Origin of the sequence: Rhizobium rhododendri, assembly GCF_007000325.2 — a bacterium.
Taxonomy (GTDB): Bacteria; Pseudomonadota; Alphaproteobacteria; order Rhizobiales; family Rhizobiaceae; genus Rhizobium; species Rhizobium rhododendri.
This window is the reverse complement of record NZ_CP117268.1, coordinates 812200-831038: the sequence shown is the minus strand read 5'-3', so window position 1 is coordinate 831038 and position 18839 is coordinate 812200. Positions and strand designations below refer to the sequence as shown.

The window sequence follows — 18839 nt, the reverse complement described above, 5'->3', positions numbered from 1 at the left end:
AAGAGGTATTCCCGATGAACGACTTCCAAACCCACAGCTCTCATTGGGGCGCTTTTTCGGGGCGCTATCGCGACGGCACGCTTGAAATCCGACCTCATCCGGCCGACCCGCATCCCTCGCCTCTGCTTGGCAATCTGCCGGCTGTCGCCGACAGCCCGATGCGCATCAAACGTCCGGCCGTGCGGCGCGGTTGGCTGGAGGGCAAGAAGGGCAATGCGCAGGACCGTGGCGCCGACGACTATGTCGAGGTGAGCTGGGCGAGGGCAATCGAGCTCGTCGCGGCTGAGCTCGAGCGGGTCTATGGCGACTTCGGCCCGACGGCCGTGTTCGGCGGTTCCTACGGCTGGTCGAGTGCCGGCCGCTTCCATCATGCCCAGAGCCAGGTCCATCGCTTCTTGAATGTGCTCGGCGGCTATGTCCGGTCCGTCAACACCTATAGCTCCGGCGCCGCAATGGTGATCATCCCCCATGTGCTCGGACCCTACGATCACTTCGACCGCAAGAGCGTCACCTGGGACGCGATCGAGCGGAGCAGCGAACTGATCGTCGCCTTCGGCGGCATGGCCATTAAGAATTCGGACGTCCATGGCGGCGGTAACAGTCAGCACATCGTGCGTGACAAGCTGATGGGCGCCAGCACGCGCGGCGCGCGTTTCGTCCTCGTCAGTCCGTTGCGAGACGACTTTCCCTTAGAAGCCAATGCGGAATGGCTGTCCATCACGCCGGGCACCGATGTCGCGCTAATGCTCGCCCTTGCCTATGTGCTTGCCACGGAAGGGCTGCACGACCGCGACTTCCTTGATCGCTATGCCGTCGGTTACGAGTGCTTCGAGGACTATTTGTTTGGCCGCAGCGATGGCCAACGGAAAAGCCCTGGATGGGCGTCTGCCATTTGCGGCATCGATGCAGGCGTCATTGAAGAGCTGGCACGGGCAATGGCGGGGGCAAGAACACTGATTACGATTGCCCACGCCCTCCAAAGAGCCGATTATGGCGAGCAGCCGGTTTGGATGGGCATTGTGCTGGCCGCGATGCTCGGCCAGATGGGCCTCGACGGGGGCGGCTTCTCCTATTCGCTGGGCGCCCTGGGCAACAACGGCAAGCAGCAACTGGCCGTGCCGCTGCCGACCTTCAACCAGTTCCGCAATCCTGTGGCGGATTTCATTCCCGTCGCCCGAATTGCCGACATGCTCCTCAATCCGGGCGAGGCATTTCAGTACAACGGCATTGATGCGCACTATCCCGATACCAAACTGGTCTACTGGGCAGGCGGAAATCCGTTCCACCATCACCAGGATCTCAACAGGCTGCGCGAGGCCTTTCGCCGGCCGGAAACCATCATCGTGCACGAGACGGCGTGGACCGCCTCGGCCCGCCACGCGGACATTGTCCTGCCGGCGACGACGACACTCGAGCGCGAGGATATCGGCGCTTCAGCCGGTGATCCGCTGATGGTGGCGATGAAGCGCCTGATCGAACCGGTGGGCGAGTCGCGCGATGACTACGAGATCTTCGCCGCGATAGCGGCACATCTCGGCAAGGCGGAGGCCTTCACGGAAAACCGATCGTCGCGGCAATGGCTCGCCTTCCTGTATGAGACGACCCGCACGGCGCTGGCGTCCGGCGGCCACGAGGCTCCGGACTTCGAGGAATTCTGGCATCGCGGAGAAATCCGCCTGCCGCTGGAAGCCGATGTGGGCGGTCCGGCGCGGGCCTTCCGCGACGATCCGCTCGCATCGGCCCTGCCGACGCCTTCGGGTAGAATCGAGATCTTCTCTGAAACTGTCGAAGGCTTTGGCTACGACGATTGCCGCGGCCATCCGCGATGGTACCCGGCCCGGCACGCAGGCGACGACCGCTATCCGCTGCACCTCGTTTGCAACCAGCCGCATCATCGCCTGCACAGCCAGCTCGACTACGGCGATTTCAGCCGTTCGACGAAGATCAAGAGCCGTGAACCGGTCCGCATTCACCCGGCCGACGCTGCCGAGCGCAGCATCGTCGATGGGGACATCGTGAGGCTGTTCAATGACCGTGGCAGCTGCCTTGCCGCCGCGATCCTCAGCCAGGACCTGCGGAAAGGCGTTATGCAGCTTGCGACCGGCGCGTGGTTCGAGCCGGACGACCGGAGCGCCGACAAAGCCATGTGCGTGCACGGCAATCCCAACATTCTAACACATGATGTCGGCACCTCAAGATTGGCGCAGGGCTCGACCGGGCAAATAACCCGCGTGCAAGTCGAACGATTTCACGGCGACCCGCCCCCAGTTCGAATATTCGAAGAAATGAAGTTTACCGATGGCGCTCATGGCCCCGAGATGAAGAGGGATTGACAGCAATCACCCACGCTTCCTTGCCATCGATTGAAGCTGCCGTCCCGTGGGTCTGATCGCCGCCAATATCGGCGCCCGAAAAAAGCTGACCCCTGCGCACCTCGAAACCGAACAAAATAATCCATTAAATTGATAGAAAAAGAACAACTGGTCTTTCTCCGGTCAGCTGCCCTGCATACTCTAAACGTATTGATCCGCTTGGAAAAATACAGGACACGATATGACCGAACGTTCCGCATTCTTTTCCCTTTCCCGACGTCGTCTGCTTGTCGGCACGTCCGCGCTGGTAGCAACTGCGTTTGTGGCGACGGTAGGCTTGACCCCGACTCTGGGCGCCGAAAGCCCGCGTGAAGGCGGCGACATCACCTTCCTCATAGATTCGCTGGGTGACACCTGGATTCCCAATAATAGCGCGATTTCCAGCTTCCAGGGCCATATCTGGGGTCATGTGACGGACAAGCTCATCTACGTCGATGCTGTAGGCAAGGTGAGCCCATGGCTGGCCGAAAAATGGGAGCAGAACGATAAGGCCACCGAATTCACACTTCACCTGAAGAGCGGCGTGACCTTCTCCGACGGCACCCCGCTCGACGCAGCGGCTGTCGTCGCCAACCTTGACATCTGGTACGCCGGCCGGAAGAAGGAAGGCATAAACCCGATCGGTCTCTTCCCCAAGACCTACGATCATTCCGAGGTCGTTGACGCCGCCACGGTGAAGGTCGTTTTCAAGAAGCCGACGCTCGGCTTCATCCCGACCCTTGGCTACCACGGCTCGATCCTCATCTCTCCGAAGACGATCGCGCAGCCGGCAACCGACCAGGCTGACCTGAGCAAGACGTCAGGCAGCGGTCCCTATGTGGTTGACTCCTGGAAGGAAGGTGACTTCGTCAAGCTGGTGAAACGCAAAGATTATAACTGGGGACCTGCCGCCGTCGGTCACAGCGGCCCGGCCTATATCGACTCGATCACCTACAAGCTGGTATCCGAGCAATCGCTGCGGATTTCCGCCGTCCAGTCCGATCAGGCCGAAATTGCCTATAACGCTTCGCCGCAGGAGCTTCAGTCTCTCAAGGCGGATGGCTTCACCGTTTCAACGCCGCGCTACCTCGGCTTCGTCAACGGCTGGGCAGTCAACACCAAGCTCGCACCCTACGACGACGTGAAGGTACGCCAGGCTCTACAGGCCGGCATCAATCGCCAGGAGATCATCGACACCGTCTACACGCCGGACTGGAAGCTCGCGACGTCATTCATCCAGAGCAACGTGCCCGGCGCGACCGACCAGAGCGCGCTGCTGGCCTACAATCCGGACCAAGCCGGAAAGCTCCTCGACGAAGCCGGTTGGGTTAAGGGCGCCGACGGCATCCGCGCAAAGGACGGCAAGCCGCTGGTCCTAACACTCTATTCAAACCCCTATCTCGCAACATCGAAGTCGATCGACGAACTGATCGCCCAGCAGCTCGGCAAGATCGGCTGGAAGGTCGATATCCGCGCCTACGACGTGGTCACCTTCGGCCAGAAGGTCGCATTCGGCGGTCCGGCCGTGCCGGCTTACGAGGTGACGCGCAGCTTCATCGATGCGGGAACAGTCGCCAGCATCCTCACCAACGCCAACAACGGCGAGAACTGGTTTGCGCTCGACGAGCGCGACACGAAGCTCAACGATCTACGTGACAAGATCGCGGGTGCAGCCACCGTCGAAATCCGAAAGCCGCTCCTCGAAGAACTGCAGCAATACGTTCTGGAGCAGGGCTACTTCATCCCGCGCACCCAGATGGTCCAGCGCATCTACGTGCAAAGCCCGAAGCTGAAAGGCGAGACGTACAATGGCATCGCCTACGCCAGCTACTACACGGCATCCCTGAGCGAATAGCCGAGAGCACGAAGGATAAACGTGAGGATATGATCGGCATGACCAACCCCTACCTGTATTACGCTGGAAAGCGCCTCATCCAGGCCGTTGTCGTCGTCCTTCTGGCCTATGTCTTTACGTTCATCGTCGTCAGCATCCTGCCGGGCGACCCGATCACCAACGTTCTGCGCAACCCGCAGAACGGCTTCACCGAGGCCGAGATCCAGGAGATCATCGTAGCCCAGGGTCTGGACAAACCAGTGCTGGTGCAATTGTCCAACTCCTTCTCGCATTTCATCATTGGCGACCTCGGTATCTCGATGAGAACCAACCGGCCTGTATCGACCCTGATCGCCGATGTGCTGCCCTCGACGCTGATCCTTGCGTTCACCGGTCTCGTCGTGGCGCTGTTACTAGCGATAACCATTGCCTATGGAACACGCTTTCTTCGAAAGGAATTTGGCCAGGGGCTGCTGCGCGGCTTTCCTTCCCTGTTCCTGTCGGTGCCCAATTTCGTGATCGGCCTGGTGCTGATCCACATCTTCGGCTTCCAGCTGGGTCTTTTCCGGGTGATCAAGCCGGACAGCTTCTGGGCGACCTTCTTCGCAGCCCTTGCGCTCGGCATTCCCATCTCGGCGCAGATCGCGGAAGTGCTCATCGCCAACCTCGATCACGAGGCCGGGCAAGAATACGCCGCGGTCGCCCGCAGCCGTGGTCTGAGCCAGATGCGGCTCTTTGCCAAGCACCTGCTCAAGCCCTCCTCTCTGCCGGTCGTGACCGTCATCGCGCTGACCATCGGCGAACTGCTCGGCGGCTCGCTGATCACCGAAGCGGTGTTCGGCCGCAACGGCGTCGGCAGCCTTGTGCAGCGCTCTGTCAGCACGCAGGACCTGCCGGTGCTGCAGGCAATCGTCTCGCTGGCGGCAGTGGTCTTCGTGGTCGTCAATCTGCTGGCCGACCTTGCCTACCCTCTGCTCGATCCCCGCGTGAAACTGCTCGGCTTTGCCGAGCGGCGGCCGGTCACCGCCGACGACAATTCGGCCGTTCTTTCTCAAGCGGTGAAATCATGACCTTTGTTTCCGGCATTTCCAGCCCACGTTTCACCATGGCTGCTTGGCTGACATCTATCCGGGTGCCGGCGACCGTGGTGTTATCCTTCGCAATCGTCGCGCTGGTGCTCGCCTGGTCACTCGCCCCCGGCCTGTTCACAAGCGAGAACCCGGCCATCGGAACGCCTGCCCACAAGCTGCTTGGCCCAAGCGCCGCGCACTGGTTTGGAACCGACCAGCTGGGTCGCGACCTCTATACGCGTGTTGTCTATGGCGCAGCCTCTTCCGTCAGGAGCGCGCTCATCGCTGTCGTCATCGGCGTTTTCGCCGGTGGTTTCATCGGGCTCCTTGGCGGCTTCTTCGGCGGCCGGCTGGACACCCTACTCGCCCGCATGGTCGACGTGCTGCTGGCGATACCGAAATTCCTGCTCGCCGTCATCGTGGTCACCGCAATCGGCTTCGACACCACCAACGCCGCGATCGCCACCGGCGTCTCGGCCGTGGCGATGTTCGCCCGTGTCACGCGGTCGGAGGTCATCAAGACCCGCCAGGCGACCTTCGTCGAGGCATCTTTTCTCCTCGGCGGCTCGCGCTGGCACATCCTCTGGCGCCATGTGCTGCCAAATGCCTCGCGTTCGGTTTTCCCACTGGCAGTGCTGCAATTCGGCGATTCCATCATGCTGATCGCCGGTCTTGCCTTTCTCGGATATGGCGACCCGCCACCTGCCTCGGACTGGGGCCTGCTGGTGTCGATCGGCAAGGATTACCTGAAATGGCCATGGCTGGTCTACGCGCCCGCCTTCGTCACGATCGCGACCGTCCTCTCTATGAACAGGATTAGCCGATGGCTCCGCAAGACAGACTAGCTGCAGCATACAGCCGTGCCGATGCCTCACCGCTGACGTTGAAGCGTTCAACTCAGCTGCTGCAGGCCGTCGGGCTTTCGGTTTCCTACGGACAAAAGGAGGTCGTCTCAAGCGTCGGTTTCGAACTTGGTCGCGGCAAGAGCCTTGCGCTCATTGGCGAATCCGGCTCGGGCAAATCGACCATCGCGCGTGCGGTGCTCCGGCTGCTGCCCCATGGCGGGCGAGCCAGCGGCCGCATCGTTTTCGAAGGCCAGGAAATTCTCGGCCTGCCCGAACGTCGCTTTCAGCCATTGCGCGGGCGCGCCATCGGCTTCGTTCCCCAGGATCCGGGCAATTCGCTGAACCCGGTGCGCACGATCGGTGTCCAGGCGATGGAGGCGGCCGCCCTCCTCGATGAGCCTGACAAGGCCATCCGCAAGGCTCTGGTCCTCGATACCTTTGCGCAGGTCGGGCTCGACAATCCACAGCGTGTTTTTCACTCCTACCCGCATCAGCTGTCCGGCGGCATGCTGCAGCGCGTGCTGATAGGCCTGGCCGTTCTGCCTCGCCCAACACTGCTGATCGCCGACGAGCCGACATCCGCGCTTGATGTCACCATCCAGAAAAAGATCCTCGATCTGCTTTCACGGCTGCAGCGCGAGTTGGACATGAGCCTGCTGCTGATCACCCACGACCTGGCGATTGCCGCGGAGCGAACCGATGCTCTGGTGGTGCTGAAGGACGGCGTCGTGCAGGAGGCCGGCAGCACCGCCGCCGTCTTCTCCTCGCCGACATCGGCTTACACGAAGAAACTGCACGCGGATGTGCCTGTCCTCAATCCAAACCGGTATGCCGCACTGCGCGACCCCGGTTTCCGGCTGCTCAAGGCTGCCGGCGCCAACTCGCCAAAGATCGAGGTCAGCGCCGTCACGAAGAATTTCACCGTCGGTAACAAGGTGGTGACAGCTGTCGATAACGTTTCCTTCAGCGTTCCGGCCGGCACCACGCATGCGCTGGTCGGCGAGTCCGGCTCGGGCAAGACAACGACGATCAGGCTGCTGCTGGGGCTGGAGCAGCCCGATACCGGTCAGATTTCAGTGGCCGGCGAGGAACTCACGGGGCGTACTCAGGCTTCGCTGCGCTCTGTTTGGCGCCATCTGCAGATCGTCTACCAGAACCCCTTCACGTCGCTCGACCCGTCCTGGAAAGTCGAGGAGCTGGTTCGTGAGCCGCTCGACCGGTTCAAGATTGGAACACGCAAGGAGCAGGGCGACAGGGTTCGTGCAGCGCTGAAAGATGTCGGGCTGGCCGAAGACTTTCTTTCCCGCAAGCCAGGTGTGCTCTCAGGTGGCCAACGCCAACGTGTGGCGATTGCCCGCGCGCTCGTTCTGAAGCCGGACGTCATCGTGCTTGACGAGCCTACCTCTGCACTCGACGTCAGCGTCCAGGCCGGTATCGTCGAGGTGCTGCTCTCGCTGCAGGCCAAGCTGGGCCTGACCTATGTCTTCGTGTCGCATGACCTGGCCCTCGTGCGCCAACTCGCGCACACCGTCTCGGTCATGCAGCGCGGGCGGATCGTCGAACACGGGACTGTCGCCGACATCTTCGACAATCCCCAGCAGCCCTACACTGTGTCTCTGCTGGAAGCGATCCCGTCGGGCGCTGCGAATATCGTGCCGGTGCCGCATCTGGAACCGCGACGGGCCTTCCAAAAGGAAAATATCGCATGAACATCACCGTGCCCTCCAGCACTCTGCCAGCATCATTCCGGGCGAAGAAGCGGCTTGGCTTCAACACAAGGGTGTCTTTCAACGACAACGCCGGCCCGGCACAGGGACTGCGCGACGGGATCGAGCTCTTCAAGGCAGCCGAGCGACTGGGCCTGCAGTCCGGCTGGGCCTACCAAAGGCACTTCGACCACTATCTCTCCTCGCCGCTGCCGTTTTTTGCCGCGACCGGCCAGCACACATCCCATATCACGCTTGGCTCGGCCGTCATCCCCATGCGCTACCAGGATCCGATCCTGCTTGCAGAGGCAGCGGCCACGACCGATCTGCTGATCGATGGCCGTCTAGAGCTTGCCATCTCGACGGGTGCGAACGCCGCGTTCGATGCCGTATTCGGCACGGTCGATACCGACGCCCGCACCGAGGCAAAGCGCCGCCAGTCCCGTTTTCTCGCCGCACTTTCGGGCGAGATCCTGCACACCGTTACCGAGCCGGGCCTTGGTGCGCCGGAAGGCGCCGAACTGCGCGTCACGCCCCACAGCGCGACGCTGCGTTCGCGCATCAGGCAGGGCTCGGGCAGTTTTTCATCCGCAGTGCAAGCTGCGGAAATCGGTATCGGGCTGATCTCAGGCACCGTCCTCCACGACCACGAGGAGGGCGAAACCTTCAGCGAATATCAGGCGCGCAGCATCACGGCTCACCGCACCCACTGGCGCAAGATATGGGGAACGGAGCCGCCACCGGTGATCGTGGCCGCATCCATCCTCGTCGGCAATACCGCGGACTTACGGGAGAAATATGCCGCCTACGACCTGGAGCGGCGCACGCTTGGCATTGCCGCCTCCCGTCCCAAGGGTGCACTTCAGCCCACCGAGCGCGTCAACCAGCCGCCTGGGACACAGATTTCCCCCGTATTCCACGGCGGCCCCAACCAGGTTCTCGAAGCGATCTACAACGATCCCGGCCTCAGCGCCGCCGATGAAGTCATTCTTTTTCTGCCGCCGGCATTTGGCCTGCAAGAGAATATCCGGTTGCTCGCCGACTTCACGGACACTGTGGCTCCAAGCCTCGGCTGGTCTCCCAGCTTCTGATCCCAAAGCCTGACCCGACGCAGCGTTGGAATGCCGATCAACTCCATACCGGTGTCCTAGCGCGAATATTTTTTACAGTTTCTATGGAATAAGAATGACCTGTCTTCCTCCCCAGCTTGGCAGGTTCTACTTTCCACCTACCGATAATCCTCAGGGAGACAGGCTCACATGGCCGCAGAATTCATCAGCGTCACGTTTCCAAACGAATCCAACGATCTCAATCCCATTCCCGATGCACCGGTGGATCCGCTCTTCCTCGAGCGCTATGCCCGCTCCCTCGACGATTACGGCTTCAACTATACCCTGATCCCCTACTCATCGTCATCTTTCGATCCCTTCACCATTGGCGCGACCATCCTCGCCCATACGAAGAATATCAAGATCATCGTCGCCCTGCGGCCCAACACCGTCTATCCGACAGTTGCGGCGAAATCGCTCGCGACGCTCGATCAGCTGAGCGGCGGGCGCGTGGTCGTCCACTTCATTGCCGGCGGTAATGATGACGAGCAGGCGCGCGAAGGCGATTTTCTCAACAAGGAAGAGCGTTACGAGCGGCAGGAAGAATATATCCGCATCCTGCGACTGGTCTGGACATCGACCGAGCCTTTCGACTTCGATGGCAAATACTACCAGTTTAAACAGTTCCGCAGTGCCGTGCGCCCGACGAACGGCCTCATTCCCATCTCGCTCGGCGGTTCCTCCGATGCCGCCTACCGGATCGGTGGTTCGCTGGCCGATATCTTTGGCCTCTGGGGCGAGCCGCTGGCCGAAACCAAGCAGCAGATCGATCGGATCTATGCCGAAGCCGCAAAAGCGGGCCGGGTCGATCGTCCGCGCATCTGGGTCACCTTCCGACCGATCGTGGCCGAGACCGATGAACTCGCCTGGGTGAAAGCACACAAGGTCCTTGATCGGCTTAACGAGAACCGCGAGAAGGGTCTCAGCCGCTCTCCACTTTCGGCTCCGCGCCCCGCCAATGTCGGCTCGCAGCGGCTGTTGGACATTGCATCCCGTGGCAATGTCCAAGATCGCGCCCTTTGGTATCCGACGGTGACCGCCACCAATGCAAGCGGGGCCACCACCGCGCTCGTCGGATCGCCGCAGACCATCGCCGATTCCATTCTCGATTACATCGATCTTGGCGCCGACCTGATCTCGATCCGCGGCTATGACAACTACAACGATGCCGTCGATTATGGCCGCTACATCCTGCCACTGGTGCGCGAAGGCATTCGTGATCGGGAAGACTCGAAGAAGAAGGCGGCCGCCTGAATTCTTCGTCAGGCGCGCACAGACGTTTCGCATACCAAGCTTTTGCGCCGAGCGATCGGCGCAATCTGTCTCGCGGCAGAGAAGGCCGCGCTTATCCCACAGTCAGAAGGCCCCGGCCCATGCCCCATGATACAAGCAGTCTCGACGCAACGGTTCGGATTGTTGCAGAAGCCGCTCCCGATGCTGATCGCAGCGGCTCGTTTCCTTGGGCAGGCATTCGCGCCGTTCATGAAAGCGGCCTTCTGGAAACCACCGTCGGCACCCGCTTTGGCGGCAGGGGCGGCAGCCTTTACGATGCTGCCCAGATTCTGGCAGCGCTCGGGCGCGGCGATCCGTCCGTGGCGCTGATCACCGCCATGACCATCTTCAACCATCTTGGCCAGGCCACCAGAAACAATTGGCCAGAAGATCTCTACAAGCGCCTGCTGGAAGAGGCAAAGGACCGCCCGCTGCTGCTGAACGCCGCCCGCGTCGAGCCGGAACTGGGCTCGCCCGCGCGCGGCGGCCTGCCGGCGACCCTCGCCCGCCGAACCCGGAATGGCTGGGCGATCAACGGCCACAAGCGTTTCGTTACCGGTGCCCATGGGCTTACACACTTCCTGGTTTGGGCGCACACCGACGAAACGACGACACGCGTTGGAACCTTCATCGTGCCAAACGGACTGCCCGGCATCGAGGTGATCGAGAACTGGAACAGCCTGGGCATGCGCGCCTCAGGCTCTCACGACGTCAAATACCATGACGTGGAAATCCCGGCGGAAAACGTGCTGGACCTCGTCGATCCTTCCGTGGCCCAGCAGGACAATCGGGCCCACGCGGCCATGACGCTGGCACTGACCGCGATCTATCTGGGCGTTGCCGAAGCGGCCCAGGCCGAGTTCATCCGCTATGCCCACGAGCGCGTACCGACCAATCTCGGCCATCACATTGCTCGCACGGAGCGGTTCGTCAACCTCTCAGGAGAAATCGACCTGCTCGTTTCCGGTGCCCGCCATATCATCTCCGACTCGCTCGAAAGCGGCCAGGGCGACCCGGAACGGCTGATCCGCGCCCGGATCATAGCCGGTCGGCAGCTGCGCGATGCGGTCCAGCTCGCGGTGCGAAGCCTTGGTAATCCGGGTCTCGGTGGCGATCTGGGGCTTGAGAGGCATTTTCGCGACATCCAGGCAGTTCTCGTCCACGCTCCGCAGGAAGATACATGCATGTCCATCCTCGGGCGCGCAGCTTTTGATCGATGGAGACAGGGCCAGGCCGCCGTATCGCAATATTCCACGGACATCCCCGTCCTCAAGACAGCCTGAAGCAGACGCACAATGAAACGCTACATCATCGTCGGCGCTGGCGCGGTTGGCGCAAGTCTCGCCGCCCAGTTCGAGATCAACGACATTCCTTATGTCCTGGTGGGACGCGGGGCGCAGATATCGCATATCGCGCTTCATGGCCTGTCCTATCGCAGGCCCAGGGAAACGGGAATTGTCCGGCTTAACGCGGTCGATACCGCAACGCCGCCCGACCTCTCACCGGACGATATCCTTCTCCTGACGGTGAAGGCGCAGGATGTCGAGGCTGCAACCAATTTCTGGGCGTGGCGCGATGTAGAGGGAGGCGGGCTTGCATCGGAACTGCCCCTGGCAACATTCCAGAATGGATTGGCCGCCGAGGACATCGCGTTTCGACGCTTCAGCCATGTCTATGCGGCGAGCATTCTCATTCCCGCACGCTATACCGTTACCGGCGAGGTTGTCGTTGCCGGCGAGCCCAATATCGGCGTGGTGACCCTTGGACGCTATCCGCATGGCCTCGATGACACAGCATCGGCCATCACCTCTGATCTGACGAAGGCGGGATATCTGGCAGAGGCCCGGGCCGACATCCGGCGCTGGAAGGCCGCGAAGCTGGAACACAATGTCACCAACGCCGTCGAGCTTTTCGCCGGAGCACCGGAGGCCCGCGCCAGAGCCGCTACCGATCTCGCAAGTGAAGCACGCACCGTGTTGGAGGCCGCGGGATACGACCCCGCTGCATCTTCGGAACGCGTTGTCGATATATCCGGCTGGCGGGTCGCGCAAGGCAGCGGCATCGAGCGCGGCCAGCAATCGACGTGGCAAAGCTTCGTGCGCGGCACATCGAGCGAAGTCGATTATCTGAACGGTGAGATCGTGCGCCTCGGGCGCCTTCACGGCGTAGCCGCACCGATCAACGCCGCCTTTCAGCAGGCGGTGGCGAAGCTTGCTCGCGATGGAGCACTGCCGGGTTCGGTGGACGTCGCCACCGTATTCGGTTGAAACAATGGGACAGCTGAAGAAATATGTAGTCGGAATTACTGACCACATGATCGGCACGCCCGATCTTGAGGCGGAGGTTCTCGGAAGCGATGTCGAAATCGATTTCTTCGGCACCACCGACGAGATGCTTTTCGATCCGAACCGTCTGGCCCGGCTCGACGCTCTGATGGTCTGGGGCGCGCGATTGGGTGCCAGAAGTATTGCCCATCTGGCGCGCTGCAGAGGCGTCGTGCGCTACGGCGTCGGTTATGAAAAGATCGATCTTGCGGCTCTCGACAGTGCCGGCATCCCCTTTGCGAACAATCCCGACTATGGCACCGAGGAAGTCGCTGACCATGCGATCGCCATGATCATGTCCCTGCACAGGCGGCTATGGGAGCATGATGCCCGCGCTCGCGGCTATACGTCCGGATGGCAGATCCACAGCCTGACACCTCTTTCGCGCTCGAATGAGGCCACCGTGGGTGTCGTAGGGGTAGGGCGAATAGGCACCGCGGTCGTCAATCGACTGAAGCCATTTGGCTTTCGGGTCCTTGGCTACGATCCCGGCCAGGCGCCCGGTCATGAGAAGGCGGTCGGGTACCAGCGCGCCCAAAGACTGGATGATCTGCTGGCGCAATCCGATATCGTTACGCTCCATTGTCCCACGACAACAGAGACGCGCGGCATGCTAGATGCCGACGGGCTTGCCTGGCTCAAGCCGGGGGCAATTCTGGTCAATACGGCCCGGGGCGAACTGCTTGATGACTTCGACGCGCTTGAAGCGTCGCTCAAAAGCGGCCGCCTAAGAGCGGCAGCGATCGACACGCTGGTGCAGGAACCGCCTCGCGACCATCCGCTGCTGTCGGCGTGGCGCAACCGTGAAGACTGGCTCGCGGGACGCTTGGTGATAACGCCGCACAAGGCTTTCTATTCAGACCATGCCGCCATCGAGATGCGACACAACGCAGCGCAAACTGTCAAATTGTTGCTTGAAAATGGGAAACTTCGAAATCAAGTAACGGACTAATGCGGCTCGCATCGAGATGGCTCGCGCTTGAAGGGATCCGGATTTAAGGCCCTGGATTATCGCGCTAGTGAGGCATGGATTTTAGCACCAAATGGTGCTAATTATCCGGTTCGAAGATAGGAGTCAGAGCATGCGATCCACTATCAATCTCGATGATAACCTCATGGAACAGGCGAGGTCCCTGACTGGAACAAAGGAAACAGCCGCACTTGTCCGCCAGGCCTTGGAGACACTTGTGCGGGTCGAATCCGGAAAGCGTCTCGCTGCTCTCGGGGGTACCATGCCAGATGCAGAGGCAGCCCCTCGCCGCCGGAGCGAAGCGGCGAAGTGATATTGGTAGACACCTCGATCTGGATTGATCATTTCCGCCATGGTGACGTGGAGTTGCGCAAAGTTATCGCGGACGACCTGCTACTCTGTCACCCCGTCGTTGTCGGAGAATTGGCGCTCGGCAGTCTTCGCGACCGTGGGGCCGTCATGGCGTTTTTTTCGGCGCAGAGAGAGGCACTAGTCGCTAGCCATTACGAAGTAATAACGATGATCGGTCGGCACTCGATTTTCAGCATGGGGATCGGGTACACGGATGCACATTTGCTGGCTTCGATACTGCTCGATAGGCGATCGTTGCTATGGACCAGAGACAAGCGTTTAGCTGCCGCGGCACGAAAAGCGGGTGCCTCACTGTATGCACCCACGAGCGCGCCAAACTAAAATTCGGAAGGATGGCATCCGAATACGTACGCCTTGAAGGGATCTGAACCAACGACCCTGTTATTTGAATAGAGCTAACGCGCTGAGATGCCACAGCGGGGAAAGTCGTTTGACTTAAGGGGGAAAGGCTGATTTTGGGGCCGAGAGTTGACTGTCCGGTTTTAAGCGACTGGACTGCGAAATCTGCCGTTCTACTATTGATACTATTGCGATCGTAAATCATCTCTGCGACGAGCGCTAAAGGCAGACTTCGATCCCGAGAGGTTCCCGTGTCCGACGAACCCGTAGTACGTACCCATTCGACCGCCCCTGCCGCTCCGACCACGGACGTCGCGATCCCGCTCGACGTCATAACGGGAAAGTCCGGCGGCACGGTCACGATCCGCTCCGGCATCACCACCCTTGTCGGGCCCAACGGCAGCGGCAAGACGCGGGCGTTACGGTCCATCCAAAAGGCGCTTCGAAGTCGCGGCGCGGAGGCCGCCCATGTCCGTTTTCTACCCGCAGGTCGCACCGGACCGGTCGAGCGGTACCGAGCGGCCACCGATTCACCTGGGGTGGGATCAAGTGCAGGCGAGGCGTTTTACGGACACGTAAGCTATCGTCCCAATTGGCACCAAATCGAGAGCGTTGTTGGCGACGTGATGAACCTCGAGCAGCGCGCGGATTTGCGGATCAAGGTCGAAACGCGGCTGCAACAGCTCTTCGAACGGGGAATCGACTTCCAGTGGAATCAGAATGGGCTCGCGATGTCCTTCACCGCCATGTCCGACAGCGCTCGCTATCAGTCCGGGCTCGAGGCAAGCGGGATCACCCAGCTCGTTTCGCTGCTTGCCGCGATCTACGATGACACGATCGGAACTCTCATCATCGACGAGCCCGAAATCTCGCTTCATCCCCAGCTCCAGGCGTTCATTCTCGAGGAGATGGAAACGATCGCCGGCGACTGGGTCGATTCTGGCAAAAAGCGGATCGTCATCTCGACCCACTCCCCGTCGTTCCTGCTCCTTAGTTCGCTCGCCGACCTTTCCGGCATCGTCTTTTTCGGCGGCAATGCCGATTGCCGCCAGATTCATCCCGCCGACGGCCTGCTTCAATCGTCGAAGCTTAAGGAATTCGTCGCGCGGATCAGCCTGTCTCATCGGCAGGCGCTTTTCGCCGAGCGCATCCTGCTCGTCGAAGGGCCAAGCGACGAGATCGTCGCGGCACGCACCGCCCGGCGTCTCGGCCTCAAAATCGAGGCGCGCAACACCCAGATTCTCCCCGCACTCGGCAAGGGCGAGTTTCGCGAGGCAAGGAAGCTCTTTACGGCAATTTGGTATGCGAGTGACTGTACTTGCTGATCTCGATGCACTCGCCGACGACAACCGCATTGTGAACGACTTCAGCGCAGCGGACGGCGCGAATGCGATCGCAAACGCTATGGGCCATCCCTCGCTTATCGACCTCGACGGCAAACTGCGGTCCGAACTCGCCGGGCTGATCGCCGAGAACACCGCGACGATTGACGCGGCGGTCGGGGTGTATCCCTACTGGTCGGACAAGCAGGACCCAGATGTAAAGCGTCGGCGCTGTACGCTCGCCTTGCTCCTGACTGACCCCTCCACATTTACTGGTGAGCTTGGGGTCAAGTTGACGGCGCTGGCCACTCGCTACCGCGTGCTGCTCGACGGGCTCGAACGGCTCGGCTGCTTCTTTCTCCGCCGTGGCGCGATCGAGAACTACTACGCCGACACCTCTACCGGAACACGCAAGCCCGCACGCGCGAGCGCCGAGGCCGATCGCCTAGGCACGATGACGCCCGCGCAGTTGACGGACGAGTATCCCGAACTCGTCCGCGCGCTGCGCTGCGCTGCACCCGGACGCGACATTGATGAGAGCGTACTCCTACGCGGCAAGCTGGCGGCGGCGCTGGGCGCCATTTTCCAGTCTATGGAACCTGGCTCGAGCGATGCTCAGATCGAAACCATGGTGATCTCAGTCCCACCGGCAATCGAAGGACTTTTCACCTTTCACAACGCTTCGAGTGTCAACCAGCCTGCGGTGCGCGTCGAACTCCGTTCGAAGATTTTCAACCTGACCGGATTTCCCCTGACGGTTGCGAGGAAGGACAACCTCAACGAAGCGGTCGGACAGATCCAACCCGGCTGATCGTCCGCTCAGTGGCGCTCCTTCTTCATCTCGTGGCCATAGATCGCTCCCAAGCCAAGTTGTTCAAGGTGACGTAGTTGCCGGTTACTGGCGGAGGACAGATGAAACGGGAATAGAAAACCTTATTGCGGTCCACGCTCGGCCAAGTGAACGGCAGCCCTTGGGAAGAGGTAGCACCCACCCGAACGACGGAGATGAAGGCGCAAAGCTGCCATCGGCAACAGCCCTTGTTGAGCAAAAGGTGGAACCAAGATTTCAGGTCTTGAAGAGATACGAACTGCCGACCCCGCGCACCGCGCAGAAGTTAAAAAACGTAAGCTAAATCAATGGAGACAAGCGTCACGCCCGTCCGTGGAGCTTTTTCTTGAAAGGACGGCATCAGTCGCAAAGATCAGGCCAATCCGCTTTCGTTAACATCATCGTCTCAGATGAAACGATCCGGCGACGGGGCGGAATTTCGGGCCTTCATATCTCTTCGCCAAGCCTACGCGCTTAACCCTCCAACCAACGCACTTCTTCAGGAGTAAGCATGATCTGAATGGCCGAAAGGCTGTCTTCCAGTTCCGCCACAGTCCGCGGACCGATGAGAGGAATGACCGGAAACGGCTGGGCGATGACGTAAGCAAGGGCGATGTGGATTGGGCTGCAGCCACGCTTCCCCGCAAGCTCGATTGCGCGGTCACGGCGGTCGAAATTGCGGTCAGAATACCAGACCCTAACAATCTCCTCATCGTCGCGCTTGTCGCGCCCTGCCCTATCGGTAAAGAAACCTCTCCCCTGGCTGGACCAGGCGAAGTTGGGAATCTGTCGCTTCATCAGCCAGTCTTTCCAAGGGTCGTCGGACGCCGCGACGCAGCCTGGCCAGATGGGATCAAGCATCTGCGCCAGCGAGAAGTTGTTGGAAAGGGCGGCGGGGGCCGTCTTGCCGCTTTTCTCGGCGTAGACAAGGGCCTCATCCATGCGGTCACGTGTCCAGTTAGAGCCACCAAATATACCCCGAATGCGCCCGCGTCGAACTTCCGCATCCATGGCATCGACGAATTCGCCGACAGGGATGTCGGGATTGTCGCGGTGCATGAAATAGATATCGACGTAATCCGTCTTCAACCGCTCTAGCGACTGGTCTAGTTGCCGGGCAATCACGTCGGGATAACATAGAGGCAAATGGGCGCCTTTGCCAATCAGAACGATATCCGCGCGGTTGACCTTGCGGCTCGTATGCCAGTCGCCGAAAATGCTCTCGGTCTTGCCGCCATTATAGACGAATGCAGTGTCGAACAGATTGCCGCCCGCCTCGTAGAAGGCATCGAGTGTCAGTGAGGCAGATGCGAAATTCGGGAAGAACTCGAAGCCCAGTGCAACCGCGGAGACTGGCTTGGCCAAGCGGTGGATCTGCCTCTTGGGCACGCACCTCCCGGCGACAACCGCCGCACCCGTAATGTTAGTTGTGCGCCCGGCAGCGGTCTCGATCCCGTATTCGAGACCGACAGATGCGCGCCAGCGATCGAGAACGCGCAAGTTGGCGAGCGTCTCATCGGTGTTCATGCCGGGGAAGGTGAACTCGCTGCGGCCGGCACGGATGGCCTCTCCCACCGCATCGACTTCGAACGAATACAAATAGCGCTTTTCTTCGACCTCGATTGTCTGCTGTCCGTCGCCCCGGATGATTTCGATTTGCCCTACTCCGCCCCGTTTCCCCGAGGCGAACCAGAAATCCTTCACCTCGATGCGGCCCTCCGAACCGATGATGCGAAGGACGTTGTCCTGCTGTGCCATGATCGAGCAGGAAACCTCAGCGACGATGCCGTTGGGAAACTTGAGAACCGCCGAGGCCCACTCATCGACGCCGGACCCGCCGATATGGGCAACGCCGGAGACCGTCAGCGGTTCGAAAAAGGACTTTTTCTCCGCAGCGCCCGCGAGCATGCACACCATCGAGACCGGATAGCCGCCGACATCGAGGATACCGCCACCGGCCAGTTCATTGGCAAAGAGGCGATGCTCGGGGCGATGGCGGCCCATGTCGAAGCCGAAACTCGAACGGATGATCCGCACTTCGCCGATCGCGCCGTCCCGCACCAATTCAACGAGGCGGGTGGTCTGGGGATGGAACCTGTACATGTAGCCTTCGCCGGCGAAAACGGCGGCCTTCCTTGCCTCATGGAAGATCGAGTCCGCATCGAAGGCTGAGAGCGCCATCGGCTTTTCGATTAACACATGCTTGCCAGCGCGCGCTGCCTTGATCGCCCATTCGGCATGGCCGGGATGCGGTGTGGCGATGTAGACCGCGTCGATCTCCGGATCGGCCAGAAGCGCGCCATAGCCATTTACAATACGTGCACCGGGGAAGTCGTCATGGAGGCCGAGCTTTCCCGGACTGCGAGTGCCGACAGCCACAAGGCGGCCTGTAGCGGAATGGACAACTGCCTCGGCAAATGTCCGCGCGATGGTGCCGGGACCGATGATGCCCCAACGGATCTCTTGTTGTTTGCTCATGGAAAATCCTCCTCAATT

The 18839-nt window shown here is 60.8% G+C and carries 15 protein-coding genes; 14 read left to right on the top strand and 1 reads right to left on the bottom strand.

Annotated elements, in window-relative coordinates:
* Positions 1 to 14: 14 nt before the first annotated feature.
* The 14 genes from PR018_RS21570 to PR018_RS21505 all read left to right on the top strand — a co-directional run bounded on the left by PR018_RS21570 (position 15) and on the right by PR018_RS21505 (position 16325).
* Positions 15 to 2333, top strand: coding sequence for a molybdopterin guanine dinucleotide-containing S/N-oxide reductase (locus PR018_RS21570; protein ID WP_142831774.1), 2319 nt, complete (start codon positions 15 to 17; stop codon positions 2331 to 2333).
* Positions 2334 to 2553: 220 nt separating this feature from the next.
* Entirely contained in the window at positions 2554 to 4206 is a 1653-nt protein-coding gene (locus PR018_RS21565) for an ABC transporter substrate-binding protein (RefSeq protein WP_142831773.1), read from the top strand.
* 38 nt (positions 4207 to 4244) lie between these two features.
* Positions 4245 to 5255 carry an ABC transporter permease gene (locus PR018_RS21560; RefSeq protein ID WP_142831772.1) on the top strand — a complete coding sequence of 337 codons (1011 nt, stop codon included), beginning with the start codon at positions 4245 to 4247 and terminating at the stop codon, positions 5253 to 5255.
* On the top strand, positions 5252 to 6100 hold the full coding sequence (locus PR018_RS21555; protein ID WP_142831771.1) for an ABC transporter permease: 849 nt from the start codon (positions 5252 to 5254) through the stop codon (positions 6098 to 6100). The genes PR018_RS21560 and PR018_RS21555 overlap by 4 nt, the downstream gene beginning before the upstream one ends.
* Complete coding sequence (locus PR018_RS21550; RefSeq protein WP_142831770.1) at positions 6079 to 7809, top strand: dipeptide ABC transporter ATP-binding protein; 1731 nt, start codon at positions 6079 to 6081, stop codon at positions 7807 to 7809. Before PR018_RS21555 ends, PR018_RS21550 begins: the two co-directional genes overlap by 22 nt.
* Entirely contained in the window at positions 7806 to 8897 is a 1092-nt protein-coding gene (locus PR018_RS21545) for an LLM class flavin-dependent oxidoreductase (RefSeq protein ID WP_142831769.1), read from the top strand. Before PR018_RS21550 ends, PR018_RS21545 begins: the two co-directional genes overlap by 4 nt.
* 168 nt (positions 8898 to 9065) lie before the next feature.
* Positions 9066 to 10169, top strand: coding sequence for an LLM class flavin-dependent oxidoreductase (locus tag PR018_RS21540; RefSeq protein ID WP_142831768.1), 1104 nt, complete (start codon positions 9066 to 9068; stop codon positions 10167 to 10169).
* 119 nt (positions 10170 to 10288) lie between these two features.
* The gene (locus tag PR018_RS21535) at positions 10289 to 11470 is read left to right on the top strand and encodes an acyl-CoA dehydrogenase family protein (protein ID WP_142831767.1); all 1182 of its coding nucleotides are present in this window, start codon (positions 10289 to 10291) and stop codon (positions 11468 to 11470) included.
* A 12-nt stretch (positions 11471 to 11482) separates the two neighbouring features.
* Positions 11483 to 12454 carry a ketopantoate reductase family protein gene (locus tag PR018_RS21530; protein ID WP_142831766.1) on the top strand — a complete coding sequence of 324 codons (972 nt, stop codon included), beginning with the start codon at positions 11483 to 11485 and terminating at the stop codon, positions 12452 to 12454.
* Between the two features lie 4 nt (positions 12455 to 12458).
* Complete coding sequence (locus PR018_RS21525; protein WP_142831765.1) at positions 12459 to 13463, top strand: C-terminal binding protein; 1005 nt, start codon at positions 12459 to 12461, stop codon at positions 13461 to 13463.
* 130 nt (positions 13464 to 13593) lie between these two features.
* Complete coding sequence (locus PR018_RS21520) at positions 13594 to 13794, top strand: type II toxin-antitoxin system VapB family antitoxin (RefSeq protein ID WP_142831764.1); 201 nt, start codon at positions 13594 to 13596, stop codon at positions 13792 to 13794.
* Positions 13791 to 14174, top strand: coding sequence for a type II toxin-antitoxin system VapC family toxin (locus PR018_RS21515; protein ID WP_142831763.1), 384 nt, complete (start codon positions 13791 to 13793; stop codon positions 14172 to 14174). The genes PR018_RS21520 and PR018_RS21515 overlap by 4 nt, the downstream gene beginning before the upstream one ends.
* 269 nt (positions 14175 to 14443) lie before the next feature.
* Positions 14444 to 15517 (top strand): ATP-dependent nuclease, encoded by a 1074-nt coding sequence (locus PR018_RS21510; RefSeq protein WP_142831762.1) that lies wholly within the window; start codon positions 14444 to 14446, stop codon positions 15515 to 15517.
* Positions 15501 to 16325 carry a hypothetical protein gene (locus PR018_RS21505; RefSeq protein ID WP_142831761.1) on the top strand — a complete coding sequence of 275 codons (825 nt, stop codon included), beginning with the start codon at positions 15501 to 15503 and terminating at the stop codon, positions 16323 to 16325. Before PR018_RS21510 ends, PR018_RS21505 begins: the two co-directional genes overlap by 17 nt.
* Before the next feature lie 492 nt (positions 16326 to 16817).
* Here the strand turns inward: PR018_RS21505 and PR018_RS21500 are convergent, their stop codons facing one another.
* The gene (locus PR018_RS21500) at positions 16818 to 18821 is read right to left on the bottom strand and encodes an aldo/keto reductase (protein ID WP_142831760.1); all 2004 of its coding nucleotides are present in this window, start codon (positions 18819 to 18821) and stop codon (positions 16818 to 16820) included.
* Positions 18822 to 18839: the final 18 nt, after the last annotated feature.